11 protein-coding genes and 1 pseudogene are annotated in these 16,631 nt (G+C 62.5%); 9 read left to right on the top strand and 3 right to left on the bottom strand.

What is annotated here, in order from left to right; genetic code table 11:
• Positions 1 to 57: 57 nt before the first annotated feature.
• Both AC0V7N_RS40645 and AC0V7N_RS40640 read left to right on the top strand, forming a co-directional pair.
• Positions 58 to 5,144: pseudogene (locus AC0V7N_RS40645) on the top strand (helicase-like domain-containing protein).
• A gap of 326 nt (positions 5,145 to 5,470) precedes the next feature.
• On the top strand, positions 5,471 to 5,659 hold the full coding sequence (locus AC0V7N_RS40640) for a hypothetical protein (protein ID WP_006205775.1): 189 nt from the start codon (positions 5,471 to 5,473) through the stop codon (positions 5,657 to 5,659).
• A 466-nt stretch (positions 5,660 to 6,125) separates the two neighbouring features.
• Here AC0V7N_RS40640 and AC0V7N_RS40635 read toward each other — a convergent pair.
• Together AC0V7N_RS40635 and AC0V7N_RS40630 are read right to left on the bottom strand one after the other, a co-directional pair.
• Positions 6,126 to 7,072, bottom strand: a protein-coding gene (locus AC0V7N_RS40635) for an IS630 family transposase (protein ID WP_496628546.1) whose coding sequence is annotated in 2 segments (ribosomal slippage) — positions 6,126 to 6,724 and positions 6,724 to 7,072 — 948 coding nt in all. Because the reading frame shifts where the segments join, the coding sequence is not laid out codon by codon here.
• A gap of 272 nt (positions 7,073 to 7,344) precedes the next feature.
• A complete protein-coding gene (locus AC0V7N_RS40630; protein ID WP_496628545.1) occupies positions 7,345 to 8,532 on the bottom strand; it encodes an IS701 family transposase in 1,188 nt (395 codons plus the stop codon).
• 23 nt (positions 8,533 to 8,555) lie between these two features.
• Here AC0V7N_RS40630 and AC0V7N_RS40625 point away from each other — a divergent pair, with 23 nt between their 5' ends.
• From AC0V7N_RS40625 to AC0V7N_RS40605, 5 genes are all read left to right on the top strand, one after another.
• The gene (locus AC0V7N_RS40625) at positions 8,556 to 9,029 is read left to right on the top strand and encodes a MucR family transcriptional regulator (protein ID WP_496628729.1); all 474 of its coding nucleotides are present in this window, start codon (positions 8,556 to 8,558) and stop codon (positions 9,027 to 9,029) included.
• Between the two features lie 1,116 nt (positions 9,030 to 10,145).
• Positions 10,146 to 11,891, top strand: a complete 1,746-nt coding sequence (locus tag AC0V7N_RS40620; RefSeq protein WP_496628544.1) for a ParB N-terminal domain-containing protein — start codon at positions 10,146 to 10,148, stop codon at positions 11,889 to 11,891.
• 94 nt (positions 11,892 to 11,985) lie between these two features.
• Positions 11,986 to 12,462 (top strand): UCP036055 family protein, encoded by a 477-nt coding sequence (locus AC0V7N_RS40615; protein ID WP_496628728.1) that lies wholly within the window; start codon positions 11,986 to 11,988, stop codon positions 12,460 to 12,462.
• Positions 12,459 to 13,343 (top strand): DUF7007 domain-containing protein, encoded by an 885-nt coding sequence (locus tag AC0V7N_RS40610; RefSeq protein ID WP_496628543.1) that lies wholly within the window; start codon positions 12,459 to 12,461, stop codon positions 13,341 to 13,343. Before AC0V7N_RS40615 ends, AC0V7N_RS40610 begins: the two co-directional genes overlap by 4 nt.
• Complete coding sequence (locus AC0V7N_RS40605) at positions 13,343 to 13,666, top strand: hypothetical protein (RefSeq protein ID WP_464614879.1); 324 nt, start codon at positions 13,343 to 13,345, stop codon at positions 13,664 to 13,666. The genes AC0V7N_RS40610 and AC0V7N_RS40605 overlap by 1 nt, the downstream gene beginning before the upstream one ends.
• A gap of 13 nt (positions 13,667 to 13,679) precedes the next feature.
• On the opposite strand, the gene AC0V7N_RS40600 is transcribed toward AC0V7N_RS40605, so the two are convergent.
• Positions 13,680 to 14,012, bottom strand: a complete 333-nt coding sequence (locus AC0V7N_RS40600; RefSeq protein WP_496628727.1) for a PhnA domain-containing protein — start codon at positions 14,010 to 14,012, stop codon at positions 13,680 to 13,682.
• 488 nt (positions 14,013 to 14,500) lie between these two features.
• Here AC0V7N_RS40600 and AC0V7N_RS40595 point away from each other — a divergent pair, with 488 nt between their 5' ends.
• A complete protein-coding gene (locus tag AC0V7N_RS40595; protein WP_464614881.1) occupies positions 14,501 to 15,088 on the top strand; it encodes a hypothetical protein in 588 nt (195 codons plus the stop codon).
• A 338-nt stretch (positions 15,089 to 15,426) separates the two neighbouring features.
• Positions 15,427 to 16,353, top strand: coding sequence for a zincin-like metallopeptidase domain-containing protein (locus AC0V7N_RS40590; protein WP_496628542.1), 927 nt, complete (start codon positions 15,427 to 15,429; stop codon positions 16,351 to 16,353).
• The last annotated feature ends 278 nt before the right edge of the window (positions 16,354 to 16,631 follow it).

The raw sequence follows: 16,631 nt of genomic DNA, 5'->3' as shown, positions 1-16,631 counted from the left end.
CGGCCGCCAACGGCGTCCGCGTGCTCGCGCTTGCCCTCAAATCCAAGGAGATTTTCCATGGCTCATGACGACCCCTTACCATCGACCTGTTAGGCAGCACGGCCATTTCGTCCGGACTTGGCCTTGGCGTCACCGCCTTCGCGGCTGACTTCGGGCCGGGCGATGACGATGATCCCAATTCTTCCGCGCCTTCGCCGGTCACGCCGGCGGTTGCAGCCATGCAACCGACGTCGAAGCCTCGACGGGGTCATGGACTGAACTTTCATCTTGCCGGCGATCGTGGGCTGGCCCGTAGCTGGAAGGATCGGGCCCGCGACAACATCGCTTCGATCCGGCTCGCCGCCGAGATCGAGGCCGATGAGCGCTCTGCCACGCGCGCGGAGCAGGAGCGGCTGATCCGGTTCACCGGCTTCGGCGCTTCCGACCTTGCCAATGGTATCTTCCGCCGTCCCGGCGAGAGCGAATTCCGTAAGGGCTGGGGCGAGATCGGCTCGGACCTGGAAGATGCTGTCGGCGAGATCGACTATGCCTCGCTCGCGCGCTGCACCCAATATGCCCACTTCACCCCGGAGTTCGTCATCCGGGCGATCTGGTCAGGCCTTCAGCGTCTCGGATGGCGCGGCGGTCGGGTTCTTGAACCAGGCGTCGGAACCGGCCTGTTTCCGGCACTGATGCCGCAGTCGTTGCGCGATGTTTCCCATGTCACTGGGATCGAAATCGATCCCGTCACCGCCCGCATCGCCCGGCTGTTGCAGCCGCAAGCGCGGATCATAGCCGGCGATTTCGCCCGAACCGAGTTGCCGGCGAGCTTCGACCTCGCCATCGGCAATCCTCCGTTTTCTGATCGAACCGTGCGCTCCGATCAGGCGTATCGGTCGATGGCATTGCGGCTGCATGACTACTTCATTGCCCGTTCGGTCGATCTGCTGAAGCCGGGGGCTCTTGCCGCCTTCGTCACCAGCTCAGGCACGATGGACAAGGCAGACAGCACCGCGCGCAAGCACATTGCGAAGTCGGCCGACCTGATTGCCGCCATGCGCTTGCCCGAGGGCAGTTTCCGAACTGACGCCGGCACGGACGTCGTGGTCGACATCCTCTTTTCCGCAAGCGCAAGGTCGCCGAGCCCGAAGGTAATCTGTCCTGGCTCGACATCGAGGAAGTCCGCCAGGCGACGCACGATGAAGGCGCGATCCGCGTGAACCGCTGGTTCGCGCGCCACCCGGATTTCGTGCTCGGCACGCATGCCACGATCTCGGGGCCTTACGGCGAGGCCTATTCCTGCCTGCCCCATCCCGGTGTCGATCTGGAGCGGGCGCTCACCGCAGCGATCTCCCTCCTTCCGGAAGAAATTTATGACGGCGAGCCGGACGAAATTGATCATGACGCCGAGCCCAGTGCCGATATCGTCGATGCCTTGCCAGAAGGCGCCGGCGTGCGCGAGGGCAGTTTCTTCGTCGCGGAAAATGCCGCCCTCGCGCAAATGATCGATGGCGCTGCTGTGATCATCACGGTGCGCAAGGGCAGCGCGGCTGAAGGTGTGCCGGAAAAGCACGCGCGTATCATCCGCAAATTGATCCCGATCCGTGATGCCGTGCGTGAAGTCCTGAAGGCCCAGGAGTTCGACCGGCCCTGGAAGCCGGCCCAGGTCAGGCTGCGCATCGCCTGGTCGAATTTTGTGCGCGCCTTCGGCCCGATCAACACGACCGTCGTTTCGACCAGCGAGGACGCCGAGACCGGCGAGGTCCGCGAAGTGCATCGCCGGCCGAACCTGCAGCCCTTCCTCGACGATCCCGATTGCTGGCTGGTCGCCTCCATCGAGGACTACGATCTCGAAACCAATACCGCCCGGCCGGGTCCGATTTTCACCGAGCGCGTCATCGCGCCGCCCGCGGCACCCATCATCACAAGTGCCGCCGATGCGCTTGCCGTCGTGCTCAACGAACGCGGCCATGTTGAGATCGGTCACATCGCCGAGCTGCTGCATGAGGATGTCGATGACGTCATCTCCGAACTCGGCGACGCCATTTACCGGGATCCCGAGACCGGCTCCTGGCAAACGGCCGACGCCTATCTCTCCGGTCAGGTCCGCGACAAGCTCAAGGCCGCAAAAGCCGCTGCCGCACTCGACCCCGTCTTCGAGCGCAATGTTCGTGCCCTGGTCGAGGTTCAGCCGGCCGATCTTCGGCCTTCCGATATTACGGCGCGTCTTGGCGCACCTTGGATCCCCGCCGCCGATGTCGTCGCCTTCGTCAAGGAGACGATGGGTGCCGAGATCAGGATCCATCATATGCCGGAGCTGGCATCGTGGACCGTAGAGGCGCGGCAATTGGGATGGATGGCGGCCGGCACGTCCGAATGGGGCACCGATCGCCGTCATGCCGGCGAGCTCATAGCCGACGCACTGAACAGCCGGGTACCGCAGATCTTCGATACGGTGAAGGAGGACCATGCTGAAAAGCGCGTGCTCAATGTTGTGGATACGGAAGCCGCCAAGGAAAAGCTGCAGAAGATCAAGACCGCTTTCCAGAACTGGATCTGGTCCGATCCCGACCGGACCGACCGCCTGGCGCGGGTCTACAATGACCGCTTCAACAACATCGCTCCCCGAAGATTCAACGGGGATCACCTGCGACTTCCAGGCGCCTCCGGCGCCTTTTCTTTATGGGCACCAAAAGCGCGGCATCTGGCGCATCGTCTCTGCCGGCTCGACCTACCTCGCCCATGCCGTCGGCGCCGGCAAGACCATGACGATTGCCGCGGGCGTCATGGAGCAGCGCCGGCTTGGCTTGATCGCCAAGGCCATGTTGGTCGTTCCCGGCCATTGCCTTGCACAGGCGGCCCGCGAATTTCTGGCGCTCTATCCGACCGCGCGAATCCTGGTGGCCGATGAGACGAATTTTTCCAAGGACAAGCGACATCGCTTCCTGTCACGGGCGGCGACCGCCGCCTGGGACGCGATCATCATCACGCACAGCGCCTTCCGCTTCATCGGTGTGCCGTCGGCATTCGAGCAACAGATGATCCACGACGAACTGGAACTCTACGAGACGCTGCTGACCAAGGTCGAGAGCGACGACCGCGTCTCGCGCAAGCGCCTTGAGCGGCTGAAGGAGGGGCTCAAGGAACGGCTGGAGGCGCTGGCGACCCGCAAGGACGAGCTGCTCACCATCTCCGAGATCGGCGTCGACCAGATCATCGTCGACGAAGCCCAGGAGTTCAGGAAGCTCAGCTTCGCCACCAACATGTCGACGCTCAAGGGCGTCGATCCAAACGGCTCGCAGCGGGCCTGGGACCTTTATGTCAAATCTCGCTTCGTGGAGACGAAGAATCCGGGCCGGGCGCTCGTGCTGGCCTCCGGCACGCCGATCACCAATACGCTTGGCGAGATGTTCTCGGTGCAGCGCTATCTCGGTTACGAGGCGCTGCTTCGGCGCGGCCTGCACGAGTTCGACGCCTGGGCTTCGACCTTCGGCGACGTCACGACTGAACTCGAATTGCAGCCATCCGGCAAATACAAGCCGGTGACGCGCTTCGCCACCTTCGTCAACGTGCCGGAGCTGATCGCCATGTTCCGCTCTTTCGCGGATGTGGTGATGCCGCAAGACCTTCGGGAATATGTGAAGGTGCCGGCGCTTTCGACCGGCGCACGTCAGATTATCACCGCCAAGCCGTCCGCCGCCTTCAAGCGCTACCAGATGGTGCTCGACGCCCGCATCAAGGCCATCGAGGAACGCGACCGTCCGGCAGAACCTGGTGACGACATCCTGCTCTCGGTTATCACCGATGGCCGGCACGCTGCTATCGACCTGCGCCTGGTCGATCCGGACAATGACAATGAGACGGACAACAAGCTCAACGGCCTGATCGGTAATGCCTTCCGTATCTGGCAAGAAACAGCGCAAAGCAGCTATGTCCGCGCCGACGGCAAGCCGTTCGAGCTTGCGGGCGCAGCGCAGATGATTTTCTCCGATCTCGGCACGATCAGCGTCGAGAAAACCAGAGGCTTCTCGGCCTATCGCTGGATTCGCGACGAGCTGATCCGCAGGGGCGTTCCGGCATCGGAAATTGCCTTCATGCAGGACTTTAAGAAGTCGGAAGCCAAGCAGCGCCTGTTCGGTGATGTGCGCGCTGGAAAAATCCGGTTCCTAGTCGGCTCTTCCGACACGATGGGCACCGGCGTCAACGCGCAGCTTCGCCTCAAGGCGCTGCATCACCTCGATGTGCCCTGGCTTCCCTCCCAGATCGAGCAGCGCGAAGGTCGTATCCTGCGGCAGGGCAACCAGCACGATGTCATCGATATCTTCGCCTACGCTACGGAAGGATCGATGGACGCCCAGATGTGGCAGAACAACGAGCGCAAGGCCCGGTTCGTCGCGGCCGCTCTGTCCGGAGACACGTCCATTCGGCGGTTGGAGGATATGGGTGAGGGGCAGGCCAACCAGTTCGCGATGGCCAAGGCGATCGCCTCTGGCGATCCGCGTCTGATGCAGAAGGCAGGTCTGGAGGCAGACATTGCCCGTCTGGAGCGCCTTCGCGCGGCCCACATCGATGATGAGCACGCCGTTCGACGGCAGATCCGCGACGCCGAGCGCGACATCGAATACTCAACCCGGCGCATCGGAGAGGTCGGGAAGGACATCGAGCGCCTCGTGCCGACGACCGGCGATGGGTTCAGCATGGTGGTCGGGGGCGACGCGTTCATGGAGCGCAAACTCGCCGGTCGTGCGCTGATGAAGGAAATCCTGACTCTCGTGCAGCTTCAGAAGGAAGGCGAAACCACTATCGCCTCCATCGGCGGGTTCGATTGCGAATATTCCGGCGAGCGTTTCGGCAAGGACAGCTACCGCTATGCCACCAGGCTGATGCGCACCGGCGCCGATGATGAGATCGAGCTGCCGGTGACCACCACGCCGCTTGGTGCGATTTCTCGCCTCGAGCACCCCTTGGCCGGCTTTGAGGGCGAGCAGGAACGATACCGCCAGCGTCTTGAGGATGCCGAGCGCCGGCTCACCTCCTATCGCTCGCGTGAGGGCGGCGAGTTTGGGTTCTCTGGTGAACTGGCTGAGAAGCGCGGGCGGCTTGCTGAAATCGAAACCGATCTTGCGTCTTCGATTGATGGCCAGGATCCGCGTGCAGCCGCATAGCAAGCTCGATACAGGCTGCCGATCATTGTCAGCCATTGACCGGCGGCAAAGGTTCAAGGCCGCTCGGGTGCAGGCGATGCAGGAGGCGCGCCGAACTGCTTACCCATGTTGATGCCACGTTTCGGTCATGCTCGGCTCCGCCCAGCCAGACCAGATGACGCAACGTCAAGAATCAGCTAACTGGATCATCGCGGCGGACCTGATTGGACCGTCCGGCCGGCGCCTGCCAGAGCCCCCCGCAAAAGCAGGCGCCGGCCTTTTAGCGCTTCAAAGGCGAGCAGTCATATTGTTTCGTCTTGTCCCCATCCAGACACGAGGCAGTTGCGATGGACGACACCAAAGGCGGCGCAAACCACACGTCCGTTGAGATAGTCGAGGCCATGGGCGAGTGGTTCGTCCGTGTTGTTGGGAACGGCGAAGAACTTACCCGATCATTCGACCTAGAATCGGTCGCCCTTGCCTTCGCGGAAGGCCAGCGGATACGCCTAGGGCTTAAGGACTTCAAGCGGATCTGACCCGACTTCCGCGTTCACACCATAGCCGCCTAAATTCAGTTTGCTATCGATCCGTTGCGGATGGCCCTATGTCGTGCCGATCAACTTCCGTTCTTCAACATAAGACGGCAGGACGAAAGTCTTGCGCCATGCGAGCAAAGGTCTGACGTAACCGCTTTGGTTCCGTACTTGTCCGTCGGACGTTCCGTTATTTTAGCTAATCCGCATGCAATCGGCCCGTCACTTGGATGGCTGACGGGCCGCCTTTTTTGGTCTACAGCTTTAGTCACGGCCAAAAAGAACGCGTCAATTTCGGCGTCGCTCTTGCCCAGCGCCGCAAAGCCGGCCGCCATCATTGGCCTAGAATAGATCAGGCCGGTTGCGTACTGGACATTGCTCAAATAGAGATGGGACAAATCAGACAAAAGGACCGACACATTGACAGAAGAATCCGACCACCGCACCGCCGAACTAGAGCAGATTCGACTTACACCGGGTCATATCCGGCTGCCTCGAAGTAGTTTCGGCATTCGGCCGGTTTGAAGGCGTCGAGGCAGTCGGCGATGACGGACCAGAGTTGATCGATGGAGCGGGCAGCTGCTTTTCTGAGTAGGGCCTTGAGCTTCGAGAACGCCATCTCGATCGGATTGAAGTCGGGCGAATAGGGCGGCAGCAACAGAAGCCGTGCGCCGGTCCTTTGGATGGCCTCGCGAACGCCGGTGATCTTGTGAGCCGGCAGGTTGTCCATGACGACGATGTCGCCGGGAGAAAGTTCAGGTGCGAGCACCTGTTCGGCATAGGCCAGGAAGGCGGCGCCGTTCATCGGCCCGTCGAGCAGCATCGGTGCGGTCAGGCCGTTCAGCCGCAGTCCAGCGGTGAAGGTCGTGGTCTTCCAATGACCATGAGGAACCGGCGCACGGCAGCGTTCGCCACGTTTGGCCCGCCCGCGCAGCCGCGCCATCTTGGTGGAGGCGGCAGTCTCATCAATGAAGATCAGCTTCTCGGGGTCGAGATCGAGCTGGCCGTCGAACCAGGCGCAACGGCGCGCCTTGACGTCGGGGCGCTGTTGTTCGCTGGCATGCGCCGTCTTTTTTTAAACGTGACGCAGCGCCTGTCGAGAAACATCCAGATCGTCGAAGGAACCACGCGCACGCCATGCCCGGCCGCCAGCCTCTCGGCAATCTCCGCCAGAGTGATGTCGGGCGTCTCCTCGATCAGGCCGAGGATGAAGGCTTCGTGAGGATCAAGCTTCGAGCGCGACGGTTGGCCCTGCTTGCGTGCCGCCATCTCACCCGTCTCGCGATAGCGGCGATACCAGTTCCCCGCCGTAGCAATCCCGATCCGGAACCGGCGTGCTGCCTCTCGCATCGAAACACCCTCCGATATCGCCAAAATCACCCGACCGCGAAGGTCCGCACTCAAGCTGCGTGTCATCGTCATCTCCCTGCGAATCACAGGGAAAATGAAACAGACTTCCGCCACCGCGTGAATCCCAAATCTGACTCGGCGTTCACGGAAAATGCTCTAGTACTACAGTTGCGGATATCCGCACCGTTTGTAGTGGGAGATGGTAGCTGCAGCCTGATGTCGTCGTCGCCATAGCGACCATGCGATGATGAAGGGTTTTTGTGTCGGTGGAAAGATGAGTATCCGGGCGAGGAGATAGCGGATCTCGGGGACGCTCGGGACGAGTGCAGCCATCCGGATCAGGCGGCGATTGGCTCCTTTGGACTCGTTTCGTTCGGTTTGCTCCATGCGCTGCGGCGAAGATCAGCCGATAGCTTGGATAGGAACGCCAGGGCAGCCATGCACAGGCTCATGTGGCGATGCCATCCGTGCCAGGACCGAGCTTCGCAATGATCAAGTCCGAGATCATCCTTGGCACGCTCAAAGCACTCCTCTATTGCCCAGCGCAGGCCGGCCACTGCCGCCAATTCGGCCAAGGAGGAACCGGGCGGGGCGAAGACCAGATAGTAGGCTTTTTCTCCGGAGGTCGATCGCTTGCGGCGAACGAGAAGCCAATGCTCAAATCCACCTTTTGACGTCCAAGGGCGGCGGATGCGTGCCCAGTCGTAGACCCGAGGCCCTTTGGCGCCTTCACCTGCCGCATGACAGACCCAGTCCTCGGACGCGAGCTCGCCGGCCAGTTCCTCGGGCGATGTTTCCTCAAACCGATGATCCCCTCCACGGCGCATGAAGTGAGCGCCGCGAACCGCCAAGACATAGGGTTGCTCGCGAGCTTCCAGCATCCGGCGAAGGCTACTGTCCGCCCCGTAGACAGCGTCGCCCAGAACGTAAGCGCACGGGACGCCGGCATCGAGCGCCGCCTCGACCATGGCGCGCGCCATCTTCGGCTTGGTCGCAAACTCGACCGTCTCCGGGATCGACGCCTTGGCACATCGCGCCCGATCCTTTGTCCAACTCTCCGGCAGATAAAGCCGACGATCGACCAGCGCTTGGCCGTAGCGGCTCGCGTAAGCCAAGAACACGCCGATCTGGCTGTTCTCGATCCGCCCCGCCGTTCCCGAGTACTGACGCGCGACGCCGGCGGAGCGATCGCCCTTCTTCACAAATCCGGTCTCGTCGACGATGAGGACGCCATCCTCATCGCCCAATGCCTCCACCACATAATCGCGAACCTCGTCTCGGAGCCGATCCGCATCCCAGTGGCTGCGCCCCAACAGCGACTGCATCCGATAGGGTCGCCCCGCTCCGGACTGCTCTGCCATCAGCCAGCCCGTCTTGCGCTCAATGCCGGAAAGAAGGCCGTCAAGGAAATCTGCGCCTGTCTCCCGCAGCTCACGACGAGGAAGCACCCGACCAACCCGTGCCTTTAGCGCCGAGAGCTCCTGCTCCCAAGCCAACAACGACCCTGACCACGAAGCGACAGACATGGTTTCCTCCATAACCTGTCGAACTGAATCAGAAAATCAAACGATCCGCAACTGTAGTACTAGCCGAGCTTACTGCGGAGATTGTGTCCGCCTACGTAAGTAAGAACCCTGTACCGGCTACCGGCCTGCCTGAACTAATCGCATCCGTGCACATGTCTCTGTCCGGGCTTGGTACGCCGATCGCGCCTGTCGTTGAGCCGCAAACTCCTGCGGTCAACCCGAAGAAGTCGGTGACGCCAGACTTCATTATCTGCCTCGAAGACGGCAAGAAGTTCAAATCCCTGAAGCGGCACCTTAGCACGGACTTCGGTTTGACGCCGGACGCCTATCGCGAGAAGTGGGGCTTGCCGCGCGACTATCCGATGACGGCTCCGAATTACGCCGCTCAGCGCTCGCAACTGGCGAAGTCCATCGGGCTTGGCCGCAAGGCTGAACCCGTCGCATCAGCCAAGAAGGCACCTGCGAAGCGGAAAGCCAAAGTGTCCGCGACCACCTGACGCGACGTAACGACTCAGCTATGTCGAGGCGCGGCGGATCCCAATCCCGCCCGTGGCCGGCGCCATTCGGATAAGCTTCAGCGAGGGCGCCGGCCTTTGTTCTTAGCGTGGCGGAACTCGCCGGGCGAAGAAACCCCAACCACCTCAAGCCCGGCGAGCCTATACCTGATCAAAGTACGCGATCAGGACCGGGATCAACCGGCACCACGTCCGAAGCAAGAGCAATGCCAGCACTTTGGTGCCGAAATGGGACAATACCGGGGTCCCCGCTAGCAGCCGGGTTTCTCTTCAGAAAGAACAAACACAGAACAAAAACCTTGTGGGCTCTCGCCACGGAGCCGCAGCGCCGAGACAGAGAACCCTGCAACGGCCTGCGAGCGCTGATTGAGGTCCACAAGACAGCATACGCGGCGTTCGGCAAGGCCCTCTACGAAGTGGCGAAACAGCCGTGACCATGATCATGATAGAGCGAGCCGAGTTGAGAAAATGGCGCGGCTGGCCATCTGCGCCTATCCTGCGATCAGGGAAGGCAATGCTTGGCTAAGGCCCGATATCTTTTAGAGTTCGAGGCGCGCGGCTTCGCTCAACGATGTGGAAGGGTTGAGAAAGACTGCCTGGTAGCCTCCATCAGATGGTTCGGAGTTCGCCGGTCGACGTCTTTCCGGAACGTTTGTCCTGCACGAGTTCGTAGCTGACCTTCTGACCATGAATGGGTGACCTCATGATCACAGCGCGACAGCTTCGAGCCGCTAGAGGGCTCCTCGCGGCGTCCGTAGGTTCAAAGACGTTAACCTCCAGTTTGCCGTGCTAAATTTTCCGCTTATCTCCATACCCCGGTCTACGTCGCAGGGATGAGGAAAGGAAAACGGAGGAAGAATAAAGCCCGCTCGCAGATCGGGCGGGCCGGCGCCGCTGACGCTCAACCGCGCCGCTCGCGATCCCGGCCGCGTCGTCCTGCGCAGGGCCTAAGAGCCCCGCTCGGCCAGCCGGGCAGGGATGCTCGGCCGCGGTTGCACCGGCCCGTCCGCTCCGCGGGCCGGGGGATGTCTTCGGGAAGAAGACGAGGAAGGACACAGCGAACGGCGGTGTCCGCAAACCCCTTGAAGGAGCATCTCCATGGAACTGAAGTTTGTCGATCCGCGTGCGCTGAAGGATAACCCTGACAAGGCGCGACGCTCGAAGTCCAGTCCGCAGGCCGACGCGCTGCTGCTGGCCACCATCCGCGCCGTCGGCATCGTGCAGCCGCCTGTCGTCGCGCTGCAGACGGATGGCGGCAACAGCTACGTCATCGATGCCGGCCATCGTCGTGTGCGGCAGGCGATTGCCGCCGGTCTGGAAGAGATCGCCGTGCTGGTGATCGATCGCGCCGAGGATGGTGGCGCAATGCGGTCGCTAGCGGAAACGCTCGCTCATGAATCGCTCAGTCCCGTCGACCAATGGCGCGCGATTGAGCGACTGATCGCGCTCGGCTGGACCGAGGAAGCGATCGCCGTCGCTTTGGCGCTTCCCGTCCGCCAGATCAGGAAGCTGCGCCTGCTCGCCAACGTTCTGCCGGCCATGTTGGACCAGATGGCCAAGGGCGACATGCCCAACGAGAAGGAGTTGCGCACCATCGCGTCGGCTTCGCTTGATGAGCAGAAGGAGGTCTGGAAGAAGCACAAGCCGTCCAAGGCCGATCCGCAGGTGTCGTGGTGGAGCGTGGCGCAGGGCCTGACGAAGCGTCGCATGTACGCGCGCGACGCCAGCTTCGGTGACGATCTCGCTCAGGCCTACGGCATTGCCTGGGTCGAGGATCTGTTCGCTCCGGCCGACGAGGACAGCCGCTATACCACGGATGTCGAGGCCTTCCTTGGCGCGCAGCAGGAGTGGATGGCAAACACTGTGTCAAAGCGTGGTGTGATCGTGGAAGCCGGTCAGTGGGGCGAGCCGAAGCTGCCGCCCAAGGCCGAGCGTGTGTACGGTAAGCCGTCGAAGTCCGATCACACTGCCATGTATCTCGACCGCGACGGCAAGGTGCAATCGGTCGTGTACCGCATGCCGGCGGCCAAAAAGCCCAAGGGCAAGAATGGCGCTGATGTTGAGGCCGATGGCGATGATATCGTCGTTACGGCAAAGCCGCGTCCGGACGTAACGCGCAAAGGCATGGAGATGATCGGCGACCTGCGCACCGACGCGCTGCACGAGGCGCTGTCGCGCGCACCGATCGGGGACGACACGCTGATGGCCCTGCTCGTTCTCGCTTTCGCCGGCCAGAATGTGACGGTGGCATCCGGTGCCCGCGACATCTCCTATTACGGGGCCGCAGGCCTTGGCGAACATGCCGCGCGCCTGTTCGACCAGGACGGCAAGATCGAGTTCGACATGGAAACGCTGCGCATTGCCGTGCGGTCCTTGCTGATCGACGTTCTGTCCTGCAGGGAGAATCGCTCGGACAGCGGCGTGGTCTCCCGCGTGGCCGGCGACGTCATCGCCGCCGACAACTTCCTGGCCAACATGGGGACGGAGGATTTCCTGTCATGCCTGTCGCGGCCGGCATTGGAAGCCGCCTGCGCGGATACATCCGTCCTGCCCCGTCAGAAGGTCAAGGATACCCGTGCGGCCCTGGTCGAGCACTTCAAGGAAGGCCGCTTCGTCCACCCGTCGGCGCTGTTTGCGCCCACTCCGGAAAAGGTCACTTCCTGGCTGAAGAAGAACGAGGCCAGGGAACAGCCTGAGGACAACGGCACGCCGCAGGACCAGGACGAGCTCGACGGCGATGCGGGTGTCGAGCCCGCGCACGACTACGTCGGCGAGGACCCGGCTCCGCAGGAGGAGGACCTCACTGACGGACAGATCGAGGCTTACAAGGTGGCCGCCGAATAGCAGCGCGCGCCTTCTTCCTTCCGTTCGCATTCCCGCCGCCGGTGACCTCACCGGCGGCGGTTCTGTTTCCACCATGAGCACCACGGAGAAAACTATGTCCGCCCAATTGATCTATGACCTTGTTTCACTCGCATCCATCGTGACTTATTCCGACGGATCACCGCGCCCGCCAGAGCGGCATCGCAAGAAGCTCGCAGCCTGGGAAAATCGCAACGGTGGCGGCCGACTGATCCGCAAACAGGCCGAGGCCCGCGTCGGTAGTACGACGCTGCCCGCCTCGATCACCCTGCACAAGGGTGACTTTGGCAGTCAGGGAACCATTGTGCTGCGTGTCTACAACACGTTTTCGGTGAACAGCGACCTGAAGTTTTCGGTCAAGGAGCGACCCGCCATCGGCTCCGTCGTGGTGCTCGACCGCGCCGGCGACGATGCGGAGCTTGTCCATCTTGCCGCCAATCGCACGGCCGCCGAGGAATGGCTGACCCGCCACGGCTATCCGAACGCCGTGTTGCAGCAGCTCACGGCCGACACCGTAGCGGCGGATACTGTAGAGGGGAGGACGGCAGCATGACTGCGCGAACTTCTGAAACCCATGTCGTCGAAACCCCCGGTTTTCCGGGAGTTTCTTTTGGCCGAAGCGCCGATGGGCTTTGCGTTGCCCTTGTCGGTGAACACGCCTTCGCCATGGCTCCAGCCCCCGATGGCCGGCACTATCTTGTCACGGGCTGGCTTATCCGCCGGCCCATGGCCGAATGGACGCGCGGCGATTTCTACGGCCATGCCGGTGAGCTTGCCGACGAGGCGGCGTTTCGCGCGCATGTCGAGGAGAACGCCCTTCACCAGCAGCAGCGCGCTGCTCTCGGACGCCGCGAGATCCACTCCCGTGCCCACACGCCATGGGGGCCGTCGCAGGGTGCCACCGTCTATGCCGATGGGGTCGTTTTTCACTCGACGGCCGGTCATGGCGGGTTCCTTCTTTCGCCCGAGCGCAACCGAAAGGTTCATCGGTCGCTCCGTGTCACAGGCGGCGCCTATGAGGAGGATGAGGCCTGGGCGATCGTTGCCTTCAGCTTTCCGCCCCTGTTCACCAGCTTCGAGTCGCGAAGCGCAGAGAGGACGATGAAGGACAGCTTCCCGGACGCCTGGGAAGCGATCACAGGCAACGTGCTGGGACCCGGTGAATCCTGGAAGAAGGATGAGCGTGCCTTCTCCGACAAGCACGCCGGCCACTGGATCGTGGTCTCGGCGATCCTCTCCGATCATCAACTCGGGTTCACCGAGGTCATCGCGACCCCCGGCGGTAAGCGCGGGCCGGGCACGGAGGAGCGACGCTTTCTCGTTCCGACCGACGAATACCTTGTCGGCCGCTTTGGATTCGTCATCGATCCTGATCGCCACGCCGTCTATGGCGGCCCTTCGAGCTTCATTGGGTGGCAGCGGAGGGACACATAATGTCTGTCCGCGATCGCCGCGCGCAGCTCTTTCGCATGGAAGAGGCTCGGCGCCAGACACAGCGCCAGCTCGATCTGATCGACCGGCAGATCATGAGGCGGATAACGGCAATCATTCCGCAGCTCACACCCAAATGTGCCGGCCATCGACGTGACAGGGGCCTGGAGCCGGCAATGTTTCTCGAACGATATCGGGCCAACCTTGCAGCGATCACACTGGAGAGGCAGCACGAGATCGACGCTCTCTCCCGCAAGCTCGCAAGGCAGGATGCTGCAATCGAGGTGCTGCGTGCCAGACTGCCACCGGACCTGATGCGCGCCTGATACCGCGGCCTGGTCAGCGCTTGCGGACGAATTCGGCTCGCAACACCAGCCCCTTGATCGCGTCATGCCGGCAGTCGATTTCTTCGGCATTGTCGGTGAGGCGGATCGACTTGATCACCGTGCCCTGCTTCAGGGTCTGCCCCGCGCCTTTGACCTTGAGGTCCTTGACGAGGACGACGGAGTCGCCGTCGGCCAGCACGTTGCCGGCGGCATCGCGCACTTCGATGCTTCCGGCAGAAGCTGCAATGGCAGCCATCTCCGACGCTGGTCGCCATTCCCCTGTCGCGTCGTCATAGACGTAGTCGTCGTGTGATCGGTCATTGCTGCCCTCGCCTCGGGATTGAATGCAGTGCGCTGTCAGCCCGACATGGGAGCAGGCCAAGAGTTGATCCGCAGCGGCGGACCGGCGCAGCTCACCTATACCAGCAGCAGCCGGCGTTCAAACCGCGGACGCCCGGCGTCATTGGGCAGGCCGTGCGATGGCATGGCAGCGCGGGTCGACCGGGTGCTTTTCCTCCCGCATGCCGGTATCCGTGCCATCTCCTTGCCGGCCTTCCCGGCGGGTTTGCTGCGGTCTGAACCCGCGGCTGTCCGCTTCAAGGCCGCTGTCGCGCCGCGGAGCGGCCGGAACCCGCCGATCTCGGCAAGGCTGGCCCGCGTCCCGCGCAGGGCCAGTGAAGAACTGGCCTCGCTTGTCCGCAAGCCAACCTCGCTCGCCTGTCAGGCTCCGGACCCTGAAGCGTCCAGCTTCCGCCGGTTCCTTTTGACCGCACCCGCAGGGAAGACCGGCAAGGGCCGGAACACCTGAAGGGCATCGCTAGAAAGGAAAGCTCAATGTCCAGTTCAACCCGCTCCACCAAGACCAAGGCCCGCGTCGTCCAGCTCCGCAAGGGCACCACCCTCGAAATGGTCCGGCTCTGCTGCCCGGATGGCCACCAGGCCACCCTCATTTCCGAAAGCTTCGGCCTTCCCGTCCTCGACAGCGACGGCATCCGCGAATTCCACGAGCGCAGCCTGATCGATGGGGCCGATACGCTCTCCGAGGGCCTTTCCGAAAAGGCCATGCAGATCCACCTGCAGAGGATCGTCGGCTCCCATGTCGGTTCGGCTTATGGAGCAGGCCAGTTTTACTCGAAAGCCGTCACCGAGGCGAAGGACGCTACGGCCAAGCTCGCCAATGACACCCGCGACGAAGACATTGACGGTCCGGTCGGCTTCGACAGCAAGGCCCAGCGCAAGCGCGAATTCGCCGCCGAAATGGGCCTGCAGGCCCATGCGCTGCGCATGGCGGCCGAGGGCGCCGTGGCAGCCTACGAGCACGTCGTTGGTGAAGGCTGGAAGCCTTACGAACGCCAGACCGAGAATCCCGGCCAGGGCGTCAGCCGGCAGGCGGCCGATCTCCAGATGGCGGCTCTGGGCTGACACTCTTCGGGCGGAACTTCGGTTCCGCCCGATTCCATAGGCTGGCTCCCTACGGGGCGCCGGCCTGCTTGCGTGTCGCAATGTATCCGACTCCAGATCCTTGAAAGAGAAGGAAATCCTTTTGGTTTGGCCGCGCCGATCGCGGCCGTCACGAATGATGGTCCTGCTTGCGGTCCTCGGCCGCGAAACGGCTTCGCCGTCCTCCACTGCCGTTGCGGCCCGGCTGCGAGACTTCTCCTTCCTCCGATTCAACCTCGACCGGGTTCGCGGACCTGCGGTCCTCCGCGGTCGGACCTCGTGACGGTCGCGATCGGCGCGGCCTCGAATGGAGGTTTGAAATGGACAAGAAGAGCAACAAGCCCCGCGTCGACATCTACGCGAAAATCACCGATCGCATCGTTGCGGACTTGGAAAAGGGTGTGCGCCCATGGGTGAGGCCGTGGAGCGTGGGCAATGCGAAGGGTCGCATCACGCGCCCGCTACGCCACAATGGCCTTCCGTATCAGGGCATCAATACCTTGCTACTCTGGTCGGAGGCCGCTTCGAAAGGCTTCGTCTCTCCGACGTGGATAACCTTCAAGCAGAGCGTCGAACTGGGGGGTCATGTCCGCAAGGGGGAGACCGGCTCCATGGTGGTTTATGCCAGCCGCTTCACCAGGACCGAAACCGATGCTCATGGCGAAGAAGTCGAACGGGGCATTCCGTTCCTGAAAGCCTATACGGTGTTCTGCGCCGACCAGATCGAGGGTCTGCCGGCCCACTACTACGCGGCGCCCGATCCTGTTACCGATCCTGTCCAGCGCATCGAGCATGCCGATCGCTTTTTCGACAATACTGGAGCGGTGGTGCGGTATGGCGGAGACCAGGCCTACTATTCTCCCTCTTCCGACCATGTGCAGTTACCGTCCTCGGAGTTTTTCCGGGACATGGCTTCGTTCGTCGCTACGCGCGCGCATGAGACTCTGCATTGGACATCGGCTCCTCATCGGCTGAACAGGGACCTCAGCCGCTACCACGAGGACCGCACGGATCGCGCGCGCGAAGAATTGCTCGTGGAGCTTGGTGCTGCGATGCTGTGCGCGGACCTCGATATCGTCCCCGAGCTCGAGCCGAGGCCCGATCATGCCGCCTATATTCAGGGCTGGGCCAGCCTGCTGGGCAGCGACAAGCGGGCGATCTTTCAGGCAGCCGCCCACGCGCAACGCGCGGTCAATTATCTCCACGAATTCCAGCCGCAGGCGGAAGAATTGGGGAGGGCGGCCTGATGTTACGCGCTCCGCTCTTGCAAGGGGAGGGCGCCGAGCCCTCCCTGATCCGCCTTCGTGTCCTGAGTCTGGGGCGCAGGTGTGCAATCGACCACGCTCGCCCTGATGGCGGCACATGGTCATTTCGGGCCTTTGGATTGCGCTATATTCGCCGATGCTCGCTGGGAACCGGTCGCCGTCGACGAGCATTTGCGCTGGCTATATCGCCGAATGAGCTGCCCGTTTCCGGTTCGTCTCGGACGGCAATCTGCGCGAAAATCGCCTCAACGCCGCTGAGG

The organism is Mesorhizobium kamtschaticum (assembly GCF_056174585.1).
The sequence above is the reverse complement of the archived record's forward strand: the minus strand, read 5'-3'. Positions and strand labels throughout refer to the sequence as shown.

Bases quoted from the DNA above. Each gene is read 5' to 3' on its own strand.
- AC0V7N_RS40640 (WP_006205775.1), top strand. From the start codon at position 5,471: ATGGACGACACCAAAGGCGGCGCAAACCACACGTCCGTTGAGATAGTC.
- AC0V7N_RS40620 (WP_496628544.1), top strand. From the start codon at position 10,146: ATGGAACTGAAGTTTGTCGATCCGCGTGCGCTGAAGGATAACCCTGAC.
- AC0V7N_RS40610 (WP_496628543.1), top strand. From the start codon at position 12,459: ATGACTGCGCGAACTTCTGAAACCCATGTCGTCGAAACCCCCGGTTTT.
- AC0V7N_RS40615 (WP_496628728.1), top strand. From the start codon at position 11,986: ATGTCCGCCCAATTGATCTATGACCTTGTTTCACTCGCATCCATCGTG.
- AC0V7N_RS40595 (WP_464614881.1), top strand. From the start codon at position 14,501: ATGTCCAGTTCAACCCGCTCCACCAAGACCAAGGCCCGCGTCGTCCAG.
- AC0V7N_RS40590 (WP_496628542.1), top strand. From the start codon at position 15,427: ATGGACAAGAAGAGCAACAAGCCCCGCGTCGACATCTACGCGAAAATC.
- AC0V7N_RS40630 (WP_496628545.1), bottom strand. From the start codon at position 8,532: ATGTCTGTCGCTTCGTGGTCAGGGTCGTTGTTGGCTTGGGAGCAGGAG.
- AC0V7N_RS40605 (WP_464614879.1), top strand. From the start codon at position 13,343: ATGTCTGTCCGCGATCGCCGCGCGCAGCTCTTTCGCATGGAAGAGGCT.